The organism is Bacillus sp. FJAT-28004, from assembly GCF_001280845.1.
GTDB lineage: Bacteria > Bacillota > Bacilli > Paenibacillales > Paenibacillaceae > Pristimantibacillus.
The window spans coordinates 1,857,435-1,880,483 of record NZ_LGHP01000001.1 but is presented as its reverse complement, the minus strand read 5'-3'; the positions used below and the strand labels follow the sequence as shown (position 1 = coordinate 1,880,483).

15 protein-coding genes are annotated in these 23,049 nt (G+C 43.8%); 4 read left to right on the top strand and 11 right to left on the bottom strand.

Features of this window, described 5'->3' with window-relative positions:
* Positions 1-29: 29 nt before the first annotated feature.
* Complete coding sequence (locus AC787_RS07775) at positions 30-1,898, top strand: prenyltransferase/squalene oxidase repeat-containing protein (protein ID WP_235560926.1); 1,869 nt, start codon at positions 30-32, stop codon at positions 1,896-1,898.
* Between the two features lie 66 nt (positions 1,899-1,964).
* Here AC787_RS07775 and gntK read toward each other — a convergent pair whose 3' ends face one another.
* Both gntK and gnd read right to left on the bottom strand, forming a co-directional pair.
* Positions 1,965-3,503: a gluconokinase gene (gene gntK / locus AC787_RS07770; RefSeq protein WP_054024254.1), complete on the bottom strand. Its 1,539-nt coding sequence runs from the start codon at positions 3,501-3,503 to the stop codon at positions 1,965-1,967.
* A 105-nt stretch (positions 3,504-3,608) separates the two neighbouring features.
* Positions 3,609-4,505 (bottom strand): phosphogluconate dehydrogenase (NAD(+)-dependent, decarboxylating), encoded by an 897-nt coding sequence (gene gnd, locus AC787_RS07765; RefSeq protein WP_054024253.1) that lies wholly within the window; start codon positions 4,503-4,505, stop codon positions 3,609-3,611.
* A gap of 134 nt (positions 4,506-4,639) precedes the next feature.
* Between gnd and AC787_RS07760 the strand changes: the two genes are divergently transcribed.
* Positions 4,640-5,485: a MurR/RpiR family transcriptional regulator gene (locus AC787_RS07760; protein WP_054024252.1), complete on the top strand. Its 846-nt coding sequence runs from the start codon at positions 4,640-4,642 to the stop codon at positions 5,483-5,485.
* A gap of 71 nt (positions 5,486-5,556) precedes the next feature.
* On the opposite strand, the gene AC787_RS07755 is transcribed toward AC787_RS07760, so the two are convergent.
* The 6 genes from AC787_RS07755 to glgB form a co-directional block, all read right to left on the bottom strand.
* Positions 5,557-6,906, bottom strand: a complete 1,350-nt coding sequence (locus tag AC787_RS07755; protein ID WP_054024251.1) for a GntP family permease — start codon at positions 6,904-6,906, stop codon at positions 5,557-5,559.
* Positions 6,907-7,167: 261 nt separating this feature from the next.
* Entirely contained in the window at positions 7,168-9,153 is a 1,986-nt protein-coding gene (locus AC787_RS07750; protein WP_054024250.1) for a glycoside hydrolase family 15 protein, read from the bottom strand.
* Entirely contained in the window at positions 9,135-10,598 is a 1,464-nt protein-coding gene (gene glgA, locus AC787_RS07745; RefSeq protein WP_054024249.1) for a glycogen synthase GlgA, read from the bottom strand. Before glgA ends, AC787_RS07750 begins: the two co-directional genes overlap by 19 nt.
* Positions 10,599-10,739: 141 nt before the next feature.
* Positions 10,740-11,852, bottom strand: coding sequence for a glucose-1-phosphate adenylyltransferase subunit GlgD (gene glgD / locus AC787_RS07740; protein WP_054024248.1), 1,113 nt, complete (start codon positions 11,850-11,852; stop codon positions 10,740-10,742).
* Entirely contained in the window at positions 11,849-13,015 is a 1,167-nt protein-coding gene (locus AC787_RS07735) for a glucose-1-phosphate adenylyltransferase (RefSeq protein ID WP_054024247.1), read from the bottom strand. Before AC787_RS07735 ends, glgD begins: the two co-directional genes overlap by 4 nt.
* A gap of 16 nt (positions 13,016-13,031) precedes the next feature.
* On the bottom strand, positions 13,032-14,939 hold the full coding sequence (gene glgB / locus AC787_RS07730) for a 1,4-alpha-glucan branching protein GlgB (RefSeq protein WP_054024246.1): 1,908 nt from the start codon (positions 14,937-14,939) through the stop codon (positions 13,032-13,034).
* Between the two features lie 708 nt (positions 14,940-15,647).
* Here glgB and AC787_RS07720 point away from each other — a divergent pair.
* Complete coding sequence (locus tag AC787_RS07720; RefSeq protein ID WP_054024244.1) at positions 15,648-16,541, top strand: helix-turn-helix domain-containing protein; 894 nt, start codon at positions 15,648-15,650, stop codon at positions 16,539-16,541.
* Between the two features lie 19 nt (positions 16,542-16,560).
* Here the strand turns inward: AC787_RS07720 and helD are convergent, their stop codons facing one another.
* Positions 16,561-18,888, bottom strand: a complete 2,328-nt coding sequence (gene helD / locus AC787_RS07715; RefSeq protein ID WP_054024243.1) for an RNA polymerase recycling motor HelD — start codon at positions 18,886-18,888, stop codon at positions 16,561-16,563.
* Between the two features lie 230 nt (positions 18,889-19,118).
* On the opposite strand from helD, the gene AC787_RS07710 reads away from it, so the two are divergent.
* On the top strand, positions 19,119-19,844 hold the full coding sequence (locus AC787_RS07710; RefSeq protein ID WP_054024242.1) for a queuosine precursor transporter: 726 nt from the start codon (positions 19,119-19,121) through the stop codon (positions 19,842-19,844).
* Positions 19,845-19,938: 94 nt separating this feature from the next.
* Here AC787_RS07710 and AC787_RS07705 read toward each other — a convergent pair whose 3' ends face one another.
* Together AC787_RS07705 and AC787_RS07700 are read right to left on the bottom strand one after the other, a co-directional pair.
* The gene (locus tag AC787_RS07705) at positions 19,939-22,260 is read right to left on the bottom strand and encodes an alpha/beta hydrolase family protein (RefSeq protein ID WP_054024241.1); all 2,322 of its coding nucleotides are present in this window, start codon (positions 22,258-22,260) and stop codon (positions 19,939-19,941) included.
* Complete coding sequence (locus AC787_RS07700) at positions 22,251-23,039, bottom strand: ABC transporter ATP-binding protein (RefSeq protein WP_200930705.1); 789 nt, start codon at positions 23,037-23,039, stop codon at positions 22,251-22,253. Before AC787_RS07700 ends, AC787_RS07705 begins: the two co-directional genes overlap by 10 nt.
* Positions 23,040-23,049 lie beyond the last annotated feature (10 nt).

Sequence of the window (23,049 nt, the reverse complement as noted above, 5' to 3'; positions counted from 1 at the left end):
ATTACGGTTGCAAAGGATGATTGCGCCAGATGGATATGAAACGAATCCGTGCAAGGATAGATGCTATGACTTCCGAACTGATCCAGCAGCAGTCTCAGGACGGTGCATGGCGAATGTGCTTTGATTCCGGTACGATGACGGATAGCTATTTAATTATTTTGCTGCGCCTATTAGGAAGAGCAGATGAGCGATTGATTCATATGCTTGCAGCGCGAATTGCCTCTAAACAAGAGGAAAATGGTGCTTGGAAGGTATATCCGGATGAGTCGGAAGGCAATTTGGACGCAACTGCTGAGGCTTATTATGCGCTGCTTTATGCAGGATTCTATTATGAATTTGATGCGCGTATGGTAAGGGCCAAGCAATTTATTCTCAAGCGTGGAGGCTTATCCGAAGTTAGATCTTTACTCACGCAGGTTATCTTTGCCGCAACAGGTCAAGCGGAATGGCCTCGGATGCTGCGTATTCCTCTTGAAGCTTTTTTCTCTGACCTCGGAATCGGTCTGGATTTATTCTCCCTTTCTGGACACGCGCGCGTTCATCTTGTACCGACTATCATTATGTCCAATAAACAATTTGTACGCAAAACGGGTACCATGCCTGAGCTATCTAATCTCTTTGTTGATGCCTCGCGCAAATTTTCGAATGATACAACTTGGATATCGGCCTTGAATGAATTTATATCCAGCTTGCCTTTAACCAGCCTGCTTCCTTCCAGCTCCAAAACAACGTTTGAGAAAGCTGAAGCCTTTATGTTCGATAGACTCGAGCCAAATGGTACACTGCTGACCTTCTCTACTGCGACAATATTGATGATTTTATCTTTACTTTCACTAGGCTACTCCGTTGATTCACCAGCCGTTAACCGATTATTGTCAGGTATACTCTCAGTCATGTGCGTCGATAGGCCTCATCTACAAGTCGCTTCTGCTGAAGTATGGGACACTTCAATGCTGACTTACGCTTTGCGAGAAGCAGGTGCCTCTCCGAGCATGCCTGCTCTTGAGAAGGCTGGGGTCTATTTGTTAGCAAGGCAGCAGGTTCGTTTAGGCGATTGGACCAAACGATTGCCGAATACGCCTGCGGGAGGTTGGGGTTTCTCAAACGTAAATACGCTGTACCCAGACGTCGACGACAGCGCTGCTGTCCTTCGCGCTATTCGACCCTTTACTTCTGAAGCAAATGGATTGCATGCCAACTGGCAAAGAGGACTGAACTGGGTATTAGCGATGCGCAACGACGATGGAGGTTGGCCTGCGTTCGAGCGAGAAGGAAACCAGCTGCCCGCCAGCTTCTTCACTTTTGAAGGTTCCTCTGACATCTCTACTGATCCTTCTACAGTGGACTTAACAGGTCGTGTACTTGGCTTTTTAGGGGATGAGCTCGATATGACTATCGGCAATCGCTGGCTTGATGACAGCGTGCAATGGGTTCTCTCGCAGCAAATGAGGGATGGAAGTTGGTACGGTCGCTGGGGAATCGCATACACGCATGGTACAGGTGCAGCAATAAAAGGAATGACAGCTGTTGGGGTACCAGACGACCATCCCGCCATTCAGAAGGGAGTCAAGTGGCTGTTGGACATTCAAAATGAAGACGGCGGCTGGGGCGAGTCATGTTTGAGCGATAAAGTAAAGCATTACGTTCCACTCCATGCTAGCACCCCCTCCCAAACGGCATGGGCGCTCGACGCGCTATCAGCTGTTTATGCAAAACCTAATGCCGCATTGGAAAGAGGCGTAGAGGCATTGCTCCAATCGCTTGAGCGACGAGATTGGACCTATACTTATCCGACAGGAGCAGGTCTTCCAGGCAGCGTATATGTTCACTATCCGAGCAATAACTATATATGGCCGCTGCTCACGCTGTCGACGATTTTGAAGAAGTACGGCTCATAATACACTATACAATTTTCGAATAAAAAAACAGCCGGCATACGCTGCTCGGCTGTTTTTCCTTTAAAACTATACATATTTTTGTTGAAACGCTGCAATGTTTGCGTATTCCTCCGTCAATAAACGAGAAACTCGGATATAGATCCGCATCAGCTCGGCATAGATTTTGGCGTTTTCCTTATTTGGCAAATGAAAATGTGATCCCCCTACCATATCCGCAACTACGTCCAGCGAATCTACCTCGCCTAAGCTGTACAACCCCAAAATAACCGCACCTAAACACGAGCTTTCGATGCTCTCAGGTACATGCAATTCTTGATCAAATATATCAGCCATCATCTGTCGCCAAAGCTCTGACCTTGCAAAACCGCCTGTTGCTTGAATTTGAGTTGGTTTGCCCGTTAATTCTTCAAGTGCCATCAGCACACTGTATAAATTATAAATGACGCCTTCTAATGCTGCCCGAACTAAATGTTCTTTCTTATGATGCAGCCCTAGCCCAAAATAAGAACCGCGCGCATTCGCATCCCAAAGCGGAGCACGCTCACCTGACAAATAGGGATGGAAGATAAGGCCCTCAGAGCCCGGTTTGGCCTTCGCAGCGAGCTCCGTAAGCAGCTCGTATGGATCGATGCCCCTCTCTTTGGCGGCAATAACTTCTTGCGTACCGATCTGATCGCGAACCCAACGAAAAATCATTCCCCCGTTATTAACAGGCCCCCCGATAACCCAGTGGTTCTCAGTTAAAGCGTAGCAAAAAATTCGACCCTTCGGATCTGTTACTGGCTTGTCCGTTACAGCTCGAATAGCCCCACTCGTACCGATCGTAACGGCAACTACTCCAGGCTTAATCGCATTGACACCCAAATTGGAGAGAACGCCATCACTTGCGCCTACTACAAATGGTGTGTTTGACAGCAAATTCATCTGCTTCGCAAAATGCTCTTCCAATCCCTCCAGCTTATACGTCGTAGGAACAAGCTCCGAAAGCCGATCCGCTGTAACGCCAGCAACACGGAGAGCTTCCTCATCCCATTGCAAATTGTTCAAATGAAACATTCCTGTTGCAGATGCGATCGAATAATCGATGACATAACGGCCGAACAATTTGAAGAACACATACTCTTTAATCGATATAAATTTATATGTTCGGTCAAACAACTCCTTATGATCATGACGCAGCCAAGTAAGCTTAGATAAAGGAGACATCGGATGAATGGGTGTGCCTGTACGCAAATAAATTTCGTGGCCATTCCATTCGTTTTTAATTTTATTTGTCCATTCGATACTCCGATTGTCAGCCCAAGTTATACATTTCGTTATCGGTGTTCCCTCGTGATCCACGGCGATTACACTATGCATTGCTGAACTGAACGAAACACATAATATATCTTCTTGCTGAACATTGCTTTTCGCTACTGCTTCACCAATTGTACCTAACACAGCATTAAAAATCTCATCCGGATCCTGCTCCGCAATCGCTGGCGAAGGAGAATGCAGCGGATATTCAATACCATGGCTTGCGACTATGGCCCCTTTTACCGTAAAGAGTACTGCCTTCGTGCTTGTCGTTCCTATATCAACACCGATAACATATTTTGTACTCATTCTTGTACCTCCGCATAGATTTGCCATTCCAACACCTGGCTTCATCATCGTAAACACTTCAATTGCTACAATATCGTTATTCCGACATTTATTCAACTAGTTCCATTAAGAGCTAACTACACTGTGTCCGCCAAACTCATTGCGTAGAGCGGCTACGACTTTCCCAGAGAACGTATTTTCCTCAAGGGATCGGTATCTCATCAAAAGCGACATCGCAATAACCGGTGTTGCTGTTTGCAAATCCAGTGCCGTTTCGAGTGTCCATTTGCCTTCACCCGAAGAATGCATGATGCCCTTTAAGCCGTCCAATCGTGCATCTTTAGCAAATGCGTTTTCCGTTAGCTCCATCAGCCACGATCTGATAACCGATCCATTGTTCCAAACGCGTGCAACCTTCTCAAAATCAAAGTCATAAGCGCTTTTTTCCAGCAGCTCAAACCCTTCTGCAATAGCCTGCATCATGCCATATTCAACACCGTTATGGACCATCTTCAGAAAGTGACCGCTGCCGCTTTCCCCTGCATGTAAATACCCGTCCTCAACGCAAATGTCACGAAACAGCTGTTCGACTGATTCAAATGCCGCCTTATTGCCACCGATCATCGTACATGCGCCTGATCTTGCACCAGAAGTTCCGCCGCTTGTGCCGACATCAAGGAAATGAATGCTCTTTTCTGCAAGCTGAGCCGCACGTCTAATCGTATCTTTGTAGTTAGAGTTACCGCCATCGATCAAAATATCACCAGCAGCAAGGAAGGTGCTAACCTCCTTGATGACCGCCTCTGTCAGCTCTCCTGCTGGAACCATCATCCAAATGGCACGTGGAGCAGCTAACGATTGAACCAATTCCTCAATCGATTTTACCCCCTTCGCCCCATCCTCTTCTGCTTTATGAACCGCGTCTGTATTTACATCGTAGACAACCGTTTTATGATTATGCTCCATTACATTCAGCATCAAGTTATAACCCATTTTACCTAATCCAATAATACCAATTTGCATCTTTATTCATCTCCTAATTGTTTAATAAACATAACTACTTTACTAAGGCTGAAAGGTCTGAAATATAGGATCAACCTTTCATTTATGTTATACTTTTCATGAAATATGCTGCTACGCGAGGAGAAGCAACGATCATGGTGCAAAACATGTTTGGAAAAATTCGTTCATATTATGCAAGATTCACTGATAAGGAAAAGAAAATCGCGAACTATATTTTAGATAATCCCGAAAAAATCATTCATAGTACCATAAATGAGGTTGCCTACGATTTGAATGTCGCGGAAGCAACTGTGTTTCGCTTCTGCAAACATATTGGCTATAAAGGGTATCAAGCAATGAAAATTGCGCTCGCCTCTGAAATTATGGCACCAACCCAAGCTATTTATGAAGAAATTAATGAGCATGACGATGAGAAAACAATTGCTGAAAAAGTGTTTAAATCCAATATTCAAACGTTGGAAAATACGTTTCAAATTTTAGACGGCGATGACTTTGCCGAAGCGGTATCCATCATTGCTGCCGCGAACCGTGTTCACTTCTACGGTATCGGCGGTTCCGGCGTCATCGCAATGGATGCGTTCCATAAATTCATTCGATCGGGAAAGCAAGCATTTGCTTTTACGGATGCACATTTCCAGCTCATGTCAGCTGCCCAGTTGACTAAAGACGATGTCGCAGTCGTCATCTCCCACTCTGGCACGAATAAAGATACGATTCGTATTTTGCACACTGCAAACGCCAATGGCGCAAAAACAATCGCGATTACGGGTTTTCCGAAATCTCCGATCAGCCAGCAGGCTGATGTCTCACTACATACTAGCTCCGATGAAACGGCGTATCGTTCTGAAGCGCTCGCGTCGCGAATCGGCCAGCTTAGCTTAATCGATGCTCTTTATGTCAATGTCATCATCTTAAACAAAGAAAAGGCAAAGACATCGCTTGAGAAAGTACGAGAAGCTATCTCCGACACGCGAATTTAAAAGCATTTCACTTCAAGGAAGAAAGGTGAGCCATTGACTGCGACGTCATCGGTTCACCTTTCTTTTGGTATTTACACGAAAATATCTACGACCAGAATTAGGCCAAGCGCCACAACGGAAATAATCGTTTCGAGCGCTGTCCATGTGAGAAGCGTTTCTTTTACCGACATTCCGAAGTATTCCTTGATCATCCAAAACCCAGAATCATTGACATGAGACAGGATGAGCGATCCTGCTCCTGTAGCGAGAACAAGTAACTCGAGATTGGCTCCCGGCACGATCGCTGCGATCGGCGCAACAATACCTGCTGCTGTCATCATAGAAACGGTCGCTGATCCAGTCGCAACGCGAATGAGAGCCGCAATTCCCCATCCAAGCAAAATCGGGGATACGTTGGATGATGTCGCTATTTCCGCGATGTACTCACCAATTCCGGAATCAAGCAAAACTCGGTTGAAAGCTCCACCAGCCCCAATAACGAGCAAAATCGTCGCTGTAGGCGCTAAGCAATCATTTGAAAATTTAAGTACTTTTTCCCTGCTAAGACCACGGAAGAAACCTAAGCTGAAGAAAGAATATACGGTTGCGATCAGCAATGCCGTAACCGGGTCCCCGATGAAGCGCAGTGCTTGATACAAGGAGCTTTCTTTCGCAAGAAACAACTCAGCGATTGACGCCGTAAGCATAAGAATGACCGGCACAAGAACGGTAAACACCGTATTGATGAAGCCAGGCAGCTTCTTGTCTTTATCCGCTTCTGAAAGTTGTTCTCCAATTTCCTTCGGTACTGATTTATGAATTCGATTGCCGATCCATTGCCCATACAATGGACCCGCAACGATAGCCGTAGGAAGACCCACGATGATTGCGTACAAGATCGTTAAACCAACATCAGCGTTAAAAATGCCCACTGCTGTCATTGCTGCTGGATGCGGCGGCACTAGACCATGAACGACCGAAAGGCCAGCGACCAGCGGTACCCCGATTTTGACAAGCGACACACCTGTCTGCCTTGCAATTGTAAATACCAGTGGAATCAATAGCACGAAGCCAACTTGGAAAAACACCGGAATACCAACGATGAAGGCAACAAACATCATCGCCCAATGCACATTTTTTTCACCAAAACGTTTAATTAACGTTTGTGCAATTTTCTCGGCGCCACCAGACTCCGCCATCATTTTGCCCAGCATTGTACCGAGTGCTAGTACGATGGCCAAGAAGCCAAGCGTATTGCCCATACCAGTCTTGATAGAATCAATAATGCCTGTCCCACCTGTTTCGGTTGTGAACAATGGCATTCCTGTTGCAAGTCCGACGCCGATCGCAGTGACGATTAGCGAGACGAACGGATTGAGCTTAGCTACTGTAATAAGAAGCAAAAGCACTACAATAGCAGCTAAAACGATAAGTAATAACATGGTATGCCCTCCTAAGTTGAATTCATAATATGCTGAGCAGCTTTTCAATTATATGAAAAAAAATTTCTCAAATCAATATTTAAAAATGAAAAATATTTTATTATTCGTTTTGAATATAACGTTATTTATTATGAGTAGTAATTTTTATTTCATTCAGCCATTCTTTTTTAACAAAAATACAACAAAAAAGAACCTGTATGCTTTGTAATAGCACACAGGTTCTTTTGTTTAATTTCACTTCGTGATTGTGATTTGAAAGCATTATAGCAAACCGTCGGACTCCGCTTCCAATCGTAGACGTTTATACTTCTCTGCATACTTGCTTACGCTATGCACGACAGTTGCATGCGACCAAGTTAGCGGCGCTACGGATAGCGGCGTACCATCGTAAGGATTAAGCTGCTCCGGCAGCAAGCCGCTTTGCAGCGCATGATCAGATACCCATTGCAGCGTTCTGCGCGGACTTTCCAACTCTTCAAGCGTTTTGGCGGAATCAATCTCAAAGTTAGCTACCCAGAGCGTACAAATTATCCATGGGTTGCCTGGTACCTTGTCAATTTCACCCGATTGCTGGAAATAATAATCGTTCGTGTAACGAGCAATGCCTCCGATATGAGTCTTGACTTGCAGACCTTCCTTGATTGCATGCATGGTCTGCACGACACGATAATCATCAACAGGCAGCACGCCAAATTCAAGAACACCGAATAAACTGCTCTCGAGCGTCATATCCTTCACCCAGCGATTATCCTTATGAATAAGTCCTCTTGCGAATCTGCCGGTTTCTTCATCCCACAAATTTGTAACAATACCATGTTTGATCGTTTCTGCCGTTCTTTTATAAAGATCGCTGCGCTCATAATCACCGAATAGATCCGTGAAGAATGAAGCAGCCATCAAACCGCCATATACGGATGCTGCGGTATATGTCCAGATACCGTAGCGCTCCTCCCACAAGTCATAGCTCGGTTTCGGCAGCGACAAGGTAGGCTCCATGTATGAGGTTAAAAAAGTAGCAGCCTTCCGAATGAGATTGCTGTATAAGGACTGCGGCAGCTCAATAACTTGATTACGTGAGTAGTCCTTCCATAATGCGAACAACACAAGTGCGGTTTCATCCTCTTGAATCGGCAATCTTCTGCTGCCCTGCACGATATACGGATGCCAGCTCGAGCCGACCGTGCCATCTGGATTGTATTTGTGATACAAATATCCTTCAGGCGACAAAGCTTGCGCGCAAAAATGGAAAAATGGAGCTATAACACTTTGATACCCCGCCATGGACATAGCGTCAGCAATAAGAGCACCATCACGCGGCCACATATAGCTGTAATGGTCACGATTGTATTGCAAAATGTCGGTATCATTCGCTGCTAATATAGCGCCTCTCTCATCAACCTGTGTTCTAACGAGAAGCAAGCTTTGTTTGAACATCTTTACTACATCATACGGCAGATCACCCAGGTCTGATTCAGCTCTGCGAAGCCAGTGCTTCCAGTAAATAACCATTCGGCTAAGAAGTTTCTCCGGATGATTGTCCTGCACATATTGGTTCAGCTCTTTTACTTCCTCTAGGTTCTGACCGATTGACATCCAATAATAAATGGATTTATCACTGTTCGGAGGTACGACTGTGCGGAAGCTGATCGTGCTATCAACAGAGCCTTGGGCAATCGAATTACCCATAAGCACGCCGTCCTCTGCGTCACGCCATGTTCCTTCCGCGGATTGGAACCTTTTGATGCCTGTTGAATACTGGGTCATACCGCCTTCATCCGATAAACCGTTGAACATGAAGTAATTATTACGTTTGTAATGATACAGCGTATGATTTTCCGGATAATAAACAGCTGTATCTCCAACTTCCGTCCCGTCGATCATCAAATCCTGATGGAAAAACAAACGTACTTCTTTCGTTTCATTCGTTTTGTTTGTAATAACTACCCGCTTAATGTAAATACATTCCCGCTGATGAATCCCGTCGTTCATATTAAGCTCGATTCCTAAACCATCGTGCTTAGCCGTAATATTCGTAACCAAAGAATCATCAATATAATCGAGATCAAACTTCCATTCCGGCTCATCCAGCCAGCTAAAGGTACCTTCTACCCATACACCTAAGCGGCAATATTGTCCGCCTACATGATTTAACTGCCCAACGAATGGATAATAAATATCCCGAATATAACAATGTTGATCCAAATTAAGGAGCATTTTTCCGTTGCCGATTACAAGATGGCGGGCCATGATACGTTCTCCTTTCGATGCGCTAAAAGTTGTGAGTAAACGGATATATAGGCTTTGGCAGATCGATTCCAGCTGTAATCCTCGTTGCTGCCATTACTCACGATTTGCTTCCAGACTTCCTGATTACGATAAAGAGCTAATGCTCTACGCACGGTATGCATATAGTCGTGTGCGTTGTAATTCGTAAAGCTGAAGCCATTACCTTCGCCAGTATATTCGTTATAGGCTTGTACCGTGTCCTTAAGTCCACCTGTCTCACGAACAATCGGGACGGAACGATAGCGCAGCGCAAGAAGTTGACTCAGACCACACGGCTCGAATTGCGAAGGCATTGCAAACATGTCCGAGCCTGCGTAAATTCGGCGTGCAAGTCTGTCATCATAGCCGATCCATACGGCAACCTTATCGGGATGACGATAAGCAGCATCGTTGAAAAAATGCTCATATTGCCCATCACCCGCTCCTAACACAACAAATTGAACGTTTTCTTGAAGCAGCTCTTCAAAAGTAGCCGTTATTAAATCAAAGCCCTTCTGCTCCACCAACCTTGAAACAATTCCGATTAGCGGTATTTCTTCGGACTGCGGGAGCCCTAGCTCACGCTGCAGCTCCACCTTATTTTTTCTTTTGCGATTCAAAGCATTTCGGAAAGGAATGTCAATTGCTGCGTCATTCATCGGATCAAACAGCTCATCATCAATTCCATTCACAATTCCGATTAAGTCACCAGAACGATATCGGAGTAGAGAATCCAGCTTTTCGCCAAAATATTCAGTCTGAATTTCTTGGGCATAAGTACCGCTTACCGTTGTCAGCTTGTCAGCGTAAACGAGACCGCCTTTCATACAACTGCCTGCTCCATGGAATTCCAAACTGCCATCAAGAAACATATCATCACCGGCTCCAAGCAAGTCCTTCAGGAGATCGATGCCGAATAAACCCTGATATTTTAAGTTGTGAATCGTAAATACCGATTTGGTATACGCCCAAGCCGGATCGTAATAATACCTTGTCTTCAGGAGAAACGGAATGAGTCCAGTTTGCCAATCATGACAATGAACAATGTCCGGATGAAACTCCATATACCGTACAGCCTCCATCACTGCAAAGCTGAAAAACACAAATCTTTCCGCATCATCACCGTAACCATAAAGCCCATCTCGCTTAAAATAAAACTCGCTATCGATTAAATAATAAGTAATGCCATCAAACTCAGCTCTAAGTAAACCGCAATATTGATTGCGCCAGCCAAAGGACACGTTAAAATGAGCGACAAGCTCGAACTGCTCGATAAGGGCAGCAGGAATTTGTGCATATTTCGGCAATACGACTCTGGTATCAACGCCCCGCTTATTCAGCGCCTTGGGGAGCGCCCCTGCAACGTCGGCGAGACCGCCAGTCTTCGCAAGCGGAACAGCTTCTGAGGTTGCGAACAAAATGTTCATAGGATTCTCCTTTTTCATGGACGCCGCATCAGCAATGCATGAACCCAACTGGAAACTGATTTCATCTTCCGATCATGGTATATTGCATTTTTCGCGGCAAAATAAAAGCTAGAATATGATGTAATTAACCATTAACTTATATTAAATAATCTTTCGTTTTCCTGCTAAGAATGGCGAGCTCGCCGCTCCCCTAATATCACGATCCGCTTCGACACGAACGTCTTTGTCCAAAATACTGTGCTGCAGAAAGCTATTTTCACCAATAACGCCGTTTTGCATAACGATGCTATTGCTCACTATAGCGCCTTTCTGAACGTGTACGCCGCGGAAAATAATGCTGTTCACGACGGTTCCTTCAATACGGCAGCCGTTTGCAATTAACGAATTCGTTACTTTAGAGTTGCCCAAATACCGAGCTGGCGGTTCATCTTTTACCTTCGTAAAGATCGATCCCGGCTGGTAAAATAGTTCCTTCCACACTTCCGGATCAAGTAAATTCATATTATTGCGATAATAACTGCTAAGTGTATTTACAACACCTAAATAACCCTCATACATATATCCATATACATTGAGCTGATCTAGTCTAGAAAAAATCGCATGTCGAACTAGGTGATCCTGACCTTGGGCAAGCGAGGTCTCTACTAGTTCCATTAACAGCTCTTTGCGCATTACATACATTTCCATAGAATTGATGTCACTTGCCATGCGGCCATAGTGATCTTGAATGGATGTGATTCTGCCTTCCTCATTCATTTTTACTTTGCGAGCCTTGCCCGCTAATAAATCAGCCTGCTGTTTGCACACGACTGTGATGTCAGCTTCCCTCTCCAAATGAAAATCGATAACCTTCTCGAAATCGATATTGCACACCATGTGGCTGCGTGTAATCACGACAAAATCAAGTGATGAACGATTAAAATAATCACGTTGTTGGTAAAAATGATACAAATCCCCGCGACTAATCTCTTGAATATCGTCAGTTGCTGGCGGAAGCACGAATAATCCACTTTGACGATGCTGCAAATCCCAATGCTTTCCTGAACCAAGATGATCCATAAGTGAGCGGTATTTCGTATGCGCAAATACGGCAACTTTGGATATTCCAGAATTAACCATGTTAGACAATACAAAATCAATCAATCGATATCGTGCGCCAAAGGGGACTGTAGCTAGGCAACGACTCTGTGTTAAATGCTCCAGCTCATCAGTTTCATGAATTAAATTGATGACGCCCATGACTTTATGCTTCATGAGTGCTCCACCTCCCGCAGCAAATGTTCGTTCGTCACATACTGATCAACTGCTATAACTGTAATGGCATCATCATCCGGGCTTCCAATCGTTACACCCGCTTGAATGACTGCCCCTTCGCCTATAATTGCTCTATAAATGCGTGCGCCTTCGCCTATTCTTACATTTGGCATGACTACTGATTCCGTAATGATTGAGTTTTTGGCAGCTTTGACGCCATAGAACAATACCGAGCGATCAACAGTCCCTTCAATCATGCAGCCTTCTGTAATTAAAGAAGAAGAAACCTGCGCACTCACTCCAATATGTTGAGCTGGCTGATTTGGACTTACCGAATAAATACGCCAATCAGTATCTGCAAGCTCAAGCGGCGGCTCATCGGCAAGTAAATCCATATTCGCTTCCCATAGGCTCTCGATTGTACCAACATCTTTCCAATAGCCCTTGAACGGATATGAATGCAGTCGTTTCCCGTCTCTCATCATGGCAGGAATAAGATCCTTACCAAAATCATGACTGGAGCTGCGGCTGGCCTCATCGTAAATCAAATATTTTTGGAGCTCGGACCAAGTGAAAATGTAAACGCCCATGGATGCGATATTGCTGGTCGGGATTTTTGGTTTCTCCTCGAACGCAGTAATCCGATCCTCGTCATCGATGTGCATGACGCCAAAACGGCTTGCTTCTTTCCAATCAACCTCGATCCCCGCAATTGTCACATCTGCCCCTGACCGTTTATGATGCTCTAGCATCAAGTCATAGTCCATTTTATAAATGTGATCCCCTGAAATAATAAGCACATACTCCGGATTATAAGGTTCAATGAAGGACATATTTTGATAAATCGCATTCGCTGTACCTTTATACCATACTCCGCCTTTTTGCTTCATAAATGGCGGTAAAATGGTCATGCCGCCATCACGACGGTCAAGTCCCCATGGACTGCCAATCCCAAGATAACGATTGAGCTCTAGCGGTTGATATTGCGTTAATACGCCTACAGTGTCAATTCCCGAATGTGCGCAATTGCTTAACGTAAAATCAATAATTCTGTATTTACCGCCAAAATAGACAGCCGGCTTAGCAAGATCCTTTGTTAGCACGCCAAGCCTTTTCCCTTCGCCTCCTGCGAGCAGCATAGCTATCATTTCTTTTCGGCCCATGGACACCAACTCCCTCTCAAATTGTGTTCCCCGGATCTAAGCTGTAGATCTGGAATGCCAGGGGGGGTAAGTGAAGCGTAATACTTTGATTGTGACCGTGCCAAGCGATGTTTTCACTGCTGTAGCATTGCTGTTCTTGTGTTTCCGTACCGCCAAATTGCTTCTCACTGCTATTTATAAAAGAGCGGTATGAACCAGGCTCTGGAACACCAATACGAAATTGTTTATAATCATTCCTGGAAAAATTCACAACCACGATAGAAAAATCGAGATTGCCGCGGCGGATAAAGGATATAACGGATTGCGCTGCATTATGAACATCAATCCATTCGAAGCAATCTGCTTCACTATCTCTCTCCCAAAGCGAAGGCTGTTCTTTATATATATGATTAAGTGTTTTCACATAGCGGTGCATGCTGTGGTGCAAATCGTATTCAAGCAGCATCCAGTCCAGCATGTCGGCGTCCTTCCATTCATCGAACTGCCCCCATTCTCCGCCCATGAACAAGAGCTTTTTCCCGGGATGCGTAATCCAATATCCGTAAAACAACCGTAACTGCGCGAATTTCTCTTCATAGCTTCCTGGCATTTTGTTTAACAGTGAGCGTTTGCCGTGTACAACTTCATCATGTGATAGAGGTAGAACATAATTTTCTGAAAAAGCATAAAGGAGCGAAAACGTAATGAGATGATGGTGATGCGAACGTTCGGCCGGATCCAGCGCCATATAGCGCAGCATATCGTTCATCCAGCCCATATTCCATTTAAAATTAAATCCGAGGCCGCCTTTGTAAGTTGGTGATGTAACAGCAGGCCATGCGGAAGAATCTTCTGCGTGCATCAAAGTATCGGGGTAGTAATGAAACACAGTTTCATTGAGCTTCTTAAGGAAGCGGAGAGCATCTAAGTTGTCTGGGCCGCCTAGGTAGTTATAGGTATGCATTTCCGGCGGTTTGTCCATATGTAAATTAATCATGCTGGCAACAGCATCAACACGCAAACCATCAATATGATATAAATCCATCCAGTAGATGGCATTTGAAATAAGAAAGCTGATAACTTCTTTTTTCTCGAAATCGAAAGACAGCGTTCCCCAGAGCGGTTTCTCCGCACGGTTCGCATCTGCTCCTTCAAAAATCGGTGTTCCGTCAAAAAGTCGCAAGCCATGGTCATCTTTGCAGAAATGACCAGGTACCCAATCCAAAATTACACCGATTCCAAACTGATGACATTTGTCTACAAAACGCATCAACTGCTTCGGTGTGCCGTAACGACTCGTTGCAGCATAGAAACCTGTTATCTGATAACCCCAAGATTGATCTAAAGGATGCTCTGATAGCGGCATAAGCTCGATATGCGTATAACCCATTTCAGCTGTATACGGGATCAAGTCTTCTGCTAGTTCCTCATATGTATAATAATCCTCTTTCCCCTTGATTTTCCACGATCCGGCATGTACCTCATAGATGAGTAAAGGGTTGGTGAAGGGAGGAAGCTCACGCTTCTTCTTTTGCCATGCATCATCATCCCATTTGTAACCTTTTAAATCGGTAACAATGGATGCCGTTTCAGGTCGACGCTCCGCAAAAAAAGCATATGGATCGGCCTTTCTAATCGTTTTACCTTCAAAAGTAACAATCTCATATTTGTATAGTTCTCCTTCACCAATGCCAGGAACAAACAAGCTGAAAACGCCTGTTGTACCGATCTTTGCCATAACATGACGAAGGCCATTCCATTTATTGAATTTACCAATAACTCGAACCTCTGCTGCATTAGGTGCCCAAACTGCAAAACGAACACCTTTTTTTTCATCCACTTTGACAATATGAGCGCCCATAAAACGGTAACTGTGGTACGAATTTCCTTCGTTGAATAAATATAAATCTTTAATGTTTAATCCGATAGGTGCCGTTTGAACCATTCTTGGTTTCACCCCCTGATGGATGCTTAAAGACATGTACAATAATCATCTGAACCGAATCACTTTATCCACATTATACATGGTTTTGAAAAAAAACACAGTCATTTTCATAGTTTCGACAATTATAATTAGTTAATGTCAGATTACGTAACATCGACCTCCACCTGTTTTGGAGCAAGCGTTCTTTGTATGTAATAATGCTTAGCACAAAAACCTTTCGTTATTGACAATTGGGTGCATTTTATCCATTTGCAATATGTAATTTGTTTGACTCTACGAGGTCTCACAATATAGGGATCACCGTGCCGTAGTAATCGTTGATGATGCATTGCACATAAATCTTTGGCTTTGATTGGCTTTTTACAGTTTTCAATGATGCAATGGTTCATATTCTGTCTCCCCTGTGTGTTAGCCTGCTGTGCTTTTATCTATTTATCTTTAGAAGAGCTATCTGATTTCATATTATCGGGAAACCGAATTAGAATAAAGCCTGCTATAGGAGAATTACAGGCGATTTAGATTCAATTTATGACTATATGCACCATATAGGTATCGTTTCAGCGTTCAAGTTTAATTAATTAAACTAATTAATCACTTTTGAATCATGTTTCAAAATGTAAAATTCATTGACTTGTTTGTTAGGAACGACTATTTTATACTTTTACTTGATTATGAGTCATGCAATGGGTTTAAGAGGAGTGTTCAGCATTGTCGATTTATAGCAAAATTTTTCAAATGATGAATCAGCCTATGATTCTATTGGGCCAAAACGAACATGAGGTACGCATAGAGGACGCGAACCAAGCTTTTCTTAGGTTGTCTGGTTATACGCTCAAAGCGCTGCAATCCAAAAAAAGCAGCAACTTGCTCCAAAAATATAAAATAAACATTTCAAGGCCAGTTATGAAAAGTGAAGTCATCATTTATACGAAATTGAAACGAAAAATTTCCGTACGAATTGATCTACAACCTTTACCATGGAACAGTGATGATACTTTTCGTTATGCTTTCATCATATTCGAGGATTTATCGCCTTACAATTGGATTCAGCAACAAGCTGATAGAAATAAAGTATTGATTAGCGGAATTATTGACAGAAATCATCATGTGCGTTTTTTGAGGGACAGACTAGCTCCCTTTCAGATCGAGCCTAACCAGCAAATGCAAGATGAAACACTGCTGCAATTCATAGCTGATACGGATCACGGGAGAATTTTGAAAATTATACAAGAGGCTCACCTGCGTAAAAAAGAACGAAGCTTAACACTTAAGACAAGCAAGTTAAACGGTATAGAATTTGAGTTATCCGTATCGTTCACGCCAATTATTGATGGCTTTGGTGATGTGCTGGAATTTGCGTTTGTCATCTGGGATCTGCGTCCTGTAGATGATAGTATCGATGCTTCGATGAAGCTGCGAATATGGATGGCCAAACGAGATATAACGGTCGGTTATTTATCTTCTTCAACCGGCATTTCCATTCAAACGATTTCCAAGCTCCGAAACGGAAAAATTTTGAAGCCCCATAGGCTTACAGCAGAGCTGATCGCCTCGGAGCTTCAAATAGCTGTTCATGAAATTTGGCCCGAGATTAGAAAGTAATACTAATTACAAAATAATGCTATTTAATAAATGGCGTGAGCTCTCCGGTATGGAAAAGATGAAGCTCATGCATTGCTCTTGTACACGCCGTGTAAAACAACTTCCTTTCACTCTCACGTGAATAATATTCATTGCTTGCATTGCTGATTACAACAGCATCAAACTCGACGCCTTTTGCTAAATAAGTAGGAATAACGATGATCCCTTTCTCAAACGTAACGGTTTCTTTCTCTACAAGGCGGAGCTTAGGAAGGTAAGATTGCAAGGCCGCGTGCATGCGTTTGCTTTCTTCCGCCGTTTTACATATAACTGCAATGGAGTGATAACCACTTAGTACCAGCTGATTTATTTGTTCCTGTATGCTCTCTACGAGCTCCATATCCCCTGAGACTTTAGTTATCGTCGGCTCTGCACCGTCTCGGTTGAATGCCTCTATTTGGTCGCCGCCTTCAATCATCCGACTCGTGAAAGTTACAATCGGCTTGGTCGAACGATAACTTCTTGTTAGAACAATTTTCTCCGTTTCTTCCTCACTATAAAGCTCCGATAACGGCTCAAATCCATTTCCTGTTACAGCATGTGCAAATATGGACTGATTGAGATCACCCAGCACGGTCATTTTGCAGTTTGGAAAAATTCGCTTTAAATAATGATATTGGAACGGCGAATAATCCTGCGCTTCATCAATAAACAAATGTTTAACTAATGTATTCGTTTGAAACCCTTCGAGCTTTTCCTTTAAATATAAATACGGCGTTGCATCCTCATAATAGATTTCTTTATTATTTAGTTTTGCAATCGTTTGCTCACTAATTTCATTCCATTTTTCAGGCAACTGATGATCGCTAGCTTTAAAGCGTTCCAACATATTAGCATGATCCTCAAACAAGCGTTTATAAATCGTCGGTACATCCAAAAACAATAAATGCTTCACTCGTCTGCGCAGCTTTTTAAACTTCTTCTGCACAACCATAGCCGCTAAATAATCACGTTCTGCATCAAAATCATCAAATGTATTTCCCGCAAAATGTTTTTTGCGTTCCAGATCTTCAAATGCCGTCACATATTCCTCTTGATTGAGCAGCTCGATCTGATCCTGAACCCAGTCCTGATCGCGCTCCTCGCGGCTTAGTCTCGTCAGCTCTTTAAGAATCCATTCTGCCGTAAGACGTATCCGATTTCCAATGGTAGATGAGCGATTCAAACTATAAAATTGCTCCGAAATGGTTGCTGCGGAAATTAATGTCCGCCCTCTAAACGTGATTGCTTTAAAGGCTAGACCCGATTGACCAAGCTCTGCAACGTAATAATCGATCAAATGCATGAAAGAGTTGCTTGATTTATAAGTAATGGCAGCTATTCTAGCCTCATAACCTTGCTCCTTAACAGCGGCGAGCGTATATTCCATTTGTGAGAAAGGGTCCTCAAGCGCAAACGTTTGTCCCAGCCTGTGCTCAAGATATTGCTGATAGGTCGTTTGCTGCATATTTTGCTCGCCAAGTTCAGGCAACACGGTTGCCACGTAACTGTTGAACATCGGATTGGGTGAAAATAATACGATTTGATTCGCATTTAACCAGCCACGATACCGATAAAGTAAATAAGCAACTCTTTGAAGCGCTGCTGACGTTTTCCCGCTTCCTGCAGCACCTTGAACGATCAGAAGCCTCGCACGTTCATTACGGATAATGCGATTTTGCTCCCGCTGAATTGTAGCTACAATACTTTTCATTTGGGCGTCAGATTGCTTACCTAACACTTCCTGAAGCAGCTCATCACCGATCGTGACGCCAGTATCGAACATACTGCGAATCTTAGCATCACGTATAATGAATTGACGCTTAAGCGACATTTCTCCTTTAATCACGCCGCTTGGCGTTTCATACTGCACCGGACCTGGGCCATAATCATAATACAGACTTGATACGGGTGCGCGCCAATCATAAATGAGGTACTCATATCCGCTTTCATCAAGCAAGGAGCCTACACCTAAATAGATCGGCTCGGATTTGGGCTGTCCCTCCTCTTGGAGGTCAATTCTACCGAAGTATGGAGAATGCTCAAGCTTATACAGTGTTTTAAGCTGTTCCTCCGCATGGCGATGGCTTCTTTCACGCTCAGAGAGTACCTCTGCTTGCTGCTTCATGCTTGCGTGCGACTCCGCTGATTCCGCCGCATCCTCAAAATTTAGCGTTACATCGTCCCAGAAATTTCGACGGATATCGACGATATCCTCGCGCATACCTCCAAGCTGATTGCTAAATTGTTCTATCCGAGTGCGGATGATTTCCGTCACGTCTTTGACACGCTGCTGCTCTTGCTTCTGTTGTTCATTAGAATTAGTCACTTTACCACTCCTTAACTATTAGTAAGGTTAACCAAGTCTTTGGCATACCATGTTTTAAAACGTGACATCCATTTTACCATCTTCTGCTGCCTAATTGAAACAACAATCAAAAGTTATTGCTCAGCTCCTAAGAAGCGTTTATAATGACAAAGGCAGAAAAACAAGTCTCAGTCAAGCAATTCGCGGTTCGAAAACTCCCGCGTTATCAAAACTAGGAGGTAACATGCAACATGTTTAATTTATGGTTCGGCGCGATCTTCATGCTCGTTCATTTTTCATTATTTCTACTTTCGTATCGCTTTTTTGGCCGGGTTGGCATTTACGCTTGGATTGGAATGGCTACCGTGTTAGCCAATATTCAAGTCGTCAAAACAATCGATATCCATGCCTTCGGGATGATTATTGCTATAACGCTTGGCAATACGATGTATGGCACTATTTACTTAGCCTCAGACCTTCTAAATGAAAAATATGGCGAAAAAGCTGCTAAAAGAGCTGTTTGGTTCGGATTTTTCACGCTTATTACTACGACCATTATTATGCAGATGGCGCTTCTTTTTAATCCGTTAAATGAAGATTTTCCACTGCAGGTTCAAGGCGCTATGGAAACTTTATTCGGTCTCATGCCAAGAATTGCTCTAGCAAGCCTATGCGCTTATTTTGTCAGCCAATTTTTGGACGTTAAAATTTACTCGACATTAAAGCGTTTGTGTCCAGCTCCTAATCAGCTATGGATTCGCAATAACGGGAGTACTATGGTAAGTCAGCTTGTCGATACCTTTATTTTTTGCACAATTGCATTTGCAGGCGCACCAGGTTACGACAACAAGCTTTGGCTCTCTATTTTCATATCGACTTACGTCATTAAATTTATCGTATCGCTTTGTTCAACACCATTCTTATATGCTGCAAGAAGCTTTACCTTTAAAGAAGAAAAGGAAAGTCTATCGAGCTGAGGCCTATCAGGGCTAAGCACGTTATTTATTCATCCATATAAGGTTGTAAAAGCGGGATGCCAACTGCCAGGCATCCCGCTTTTATTTTTGCTCTCTATGACATGAACCCGATATCATCAATCATCACTTTTCCAGGTCCATTGACGAAACGAAACGTTATACGGCTAATTTCATCCGCTTTTATCGATAATGCTTCAGAACTGAATAACTCTAGCGGCAGCGTATAGGTTTGAAATACAGGCTCTGAAGATTCCTTATATTTCTCATCTTTTATGCGCTCCTCCAGCCAAGGTATCGTCATAAATGCAGTATATGTTGGCGGTGCCACTGGCATTATCTCGTCCAACTCAAGTTCCGTGCTCTCACCATCAGTCGTTGTAAGTTCAATCTCAATGACTGGCAGTGGCGGCGGTTCACTCACCTTAAGCGCATCATTTGCCGTTTCACCTTTGTCTTCATCTTCGGCCGCGATCAAATCACGTTCAAGATTTGCCATCGAAAATACAAGATTGCCGTCGGAAAGTTCTGCGGCTTCATCGCTCGTTTTTGGAGATAATTCCAAAGCATACTCCGCCCCTGGCTCAGACCACTCAAGCTCGATTCCTTTTGTTCCCTTGTTCTTGCCATCGCGATCCTCTGCTGATGCAATCTTCCATTCTGTCATTCCTGTAACACTTGCCTTGCCGCCATCTTTAAGCGCTGTTTTTTGCTTACCATCATCGTACCTGGCAATTTCGGTAAATTCCGACGCTTCGTACCGATTGAAATAAGCTGTATCTGGCAGCCAATCAAGCCCAGACCGATAATCTTCGAAAAGTTGTTTGTAGCTGCCTTCTTCAAGCAATGTCGCTTGCAGGAAAGCCGATACATAAACTTTGGAAATTTGACGTTGTTCACTAGCCGCGAGCAACTCCTTGCGACTCAAAAACAAACCTCCCGGCGGGCGCTCATCCATTCTTCCCCAGTCTGAATTAAATTGACTGTGATTGGCATCCGCAATATAAAGAGCTGCCTTAAATTTGTCCGATGACTCCTGGAACTTCGTTCTGCTGTACTGTCGATCACCATAAAAATTGTTTACATCCGCATCTCTTGCGCCTTGAAGCGTCAAGTAGTTTACATCCGACAATCGAGCTGATTTATCATCTACTTGCTTATCCGTGGGGGCTATTGCGACAACGGATTCGATAACAATATCCTTTAGACTCTCTAAAGTCTTATCGTCTTTAAACCACCGCTCTGCATCCGCAGCCATTGCAACAGCCTGACCACCGCGTGAATGCCCAATTAAAGCAACCCGATTTAAATCCACTTGTCCGCTAAAAGGATTGCCTTCTACTTGATTCAACTCTTTAATTTGCTGCAAATGCTTGAGAAGCACCCAAGCTCGCACCTTCATATCATTATTAGGTATGCCTGACCAAACGGAGTAGTTCAAGAAATTCTCATCCACAGAAACGGCTATTATTCCTTGACTAGCAAGCAGCTCTCCTAAATACTCATATCCTCCATCAGAGAAATCCTCCATCAGATGATTCCCATGAACAATAAGCGCGATTGGATACGGTCCAAGGCCCTCAGGCATCCATACACGGCCATTTAAGGGCAGTTCATCTTCGTCAAATCCCCAAAATTTTGTTTTGAGTTTTGACCATTTCGTAATATAGTCAGATGCATCAACTGCCGTAGAGTGAACGTCAACCTCATCTCCAAAAATCACTCTGTGCTTGTCTAGCCCGCTTCCATACGTGAAAGCCTGGAATGCGAAATTCCCTTTCTCTGCTGGGTCAGGCGCATTAATTGTGTTAACAATGCCGGAACTAGTGTCCAGCGAGGCATCTGCACTTTGTGATGTGGCAGCAGTCCCCGGCCAATCAGCGAGCACATAACCTACCGCTGCTGCTGAAGCTGCGCCCAGCACAAGAATAGACTTGCTCCAAGGCTTTATTTTCAGCTTTAAAAGGTAGCCGAACAAAGAACCCGCACCAGCCCCCGTTAACGTAAAAGCTAGAGCAATGACAACCGACATGAGAATGCCAAGCTCGGCAAAGTACAATATCAAGTACGTCTCTATTGAAGCGTATGTCCATACTGCCGCCAACCTGCGAGGAATCGGTAAATACAATACATTATATAGAAATGATAGCAAATTAGCTGCTAAGCTCATTGCAATGATATTCAAAATGACAAAAATAAAGATATCAATCGTCGTACCAAATCCAGTTGGCATGCCGAGTGCGGCTGTAATCATCGCTAACGATGCAAAAAGTGCTGTGCTGCCAGTAGCCACTCTCGCTACAAAATGGTCTCGTTCATTCCTAAGTGCAAACCGGCCATGCAACCACGCCATTGTTTTTTTCCTTCGATTAGGCTCAGGAGGCTGCTGCAGCTGCGGCTCTTGCAATACTAATTCCATAAATCCCCCTTTACAGTAATCCAGTTTCGTCCATTCCGCTTCTCAATATCGACAGGTACTGCAAAAAATTCACTCATTAGCGCTGAAGTTAGCACATCAGAAGTGTCACTCGCTGCAAACACCTTCCCCTCTTTAATTAAAAGCGTTTTTGCAAAGCAAGGCAATATCTCTTCCACATGGTGGGTCACATAAATAATGGTAGGAGCATCTCGTTCGCCTGCCACAGCCGCTATCATCTGCAGCAATTGCTCTCTGGCAAACACATCAAGACCTGTACATGGCTCATCCAATATTAGAAGCTTAGGAGAAGCCATAAGCGCCCTGGCGATCAACACTCGTTGCTTCTCACCCTGCGACAGTGTGTTGTATGTACGCTCCATTAAGCTTGTACAGCCGAGCGTTCTCATTAGCTCTTCAGCTTGGATCAAGTCAGCTGAATCGGTATGATCATATAAACCAATCGTAGCAAACTTGCCGCAAAGTACAATTTTCAGTGCAGTCTCTGAGCCATAAAACTTTTCCTGCAGTGAAGTACTAACCCAGCCAATACTTTTACGGAGCTCGCGCAAATCAAATTCACCGAATTTTTTTCCGAGTACAGACATGCTGCCTTCAGAAGGCCATATATAGCCATTAATCATATTCAGCAATGTTGTTTTGCCAGATCCGTTGAGTCCAAGCAGGCACCAATGCTCCCCTTCGAGTACTTTCCAGTTTATTTGTTCCAAAATTTTATTGTTATTTTGTTCCCAAGAAACGTTATGAATGTCTATCATCATTGTTAACTCT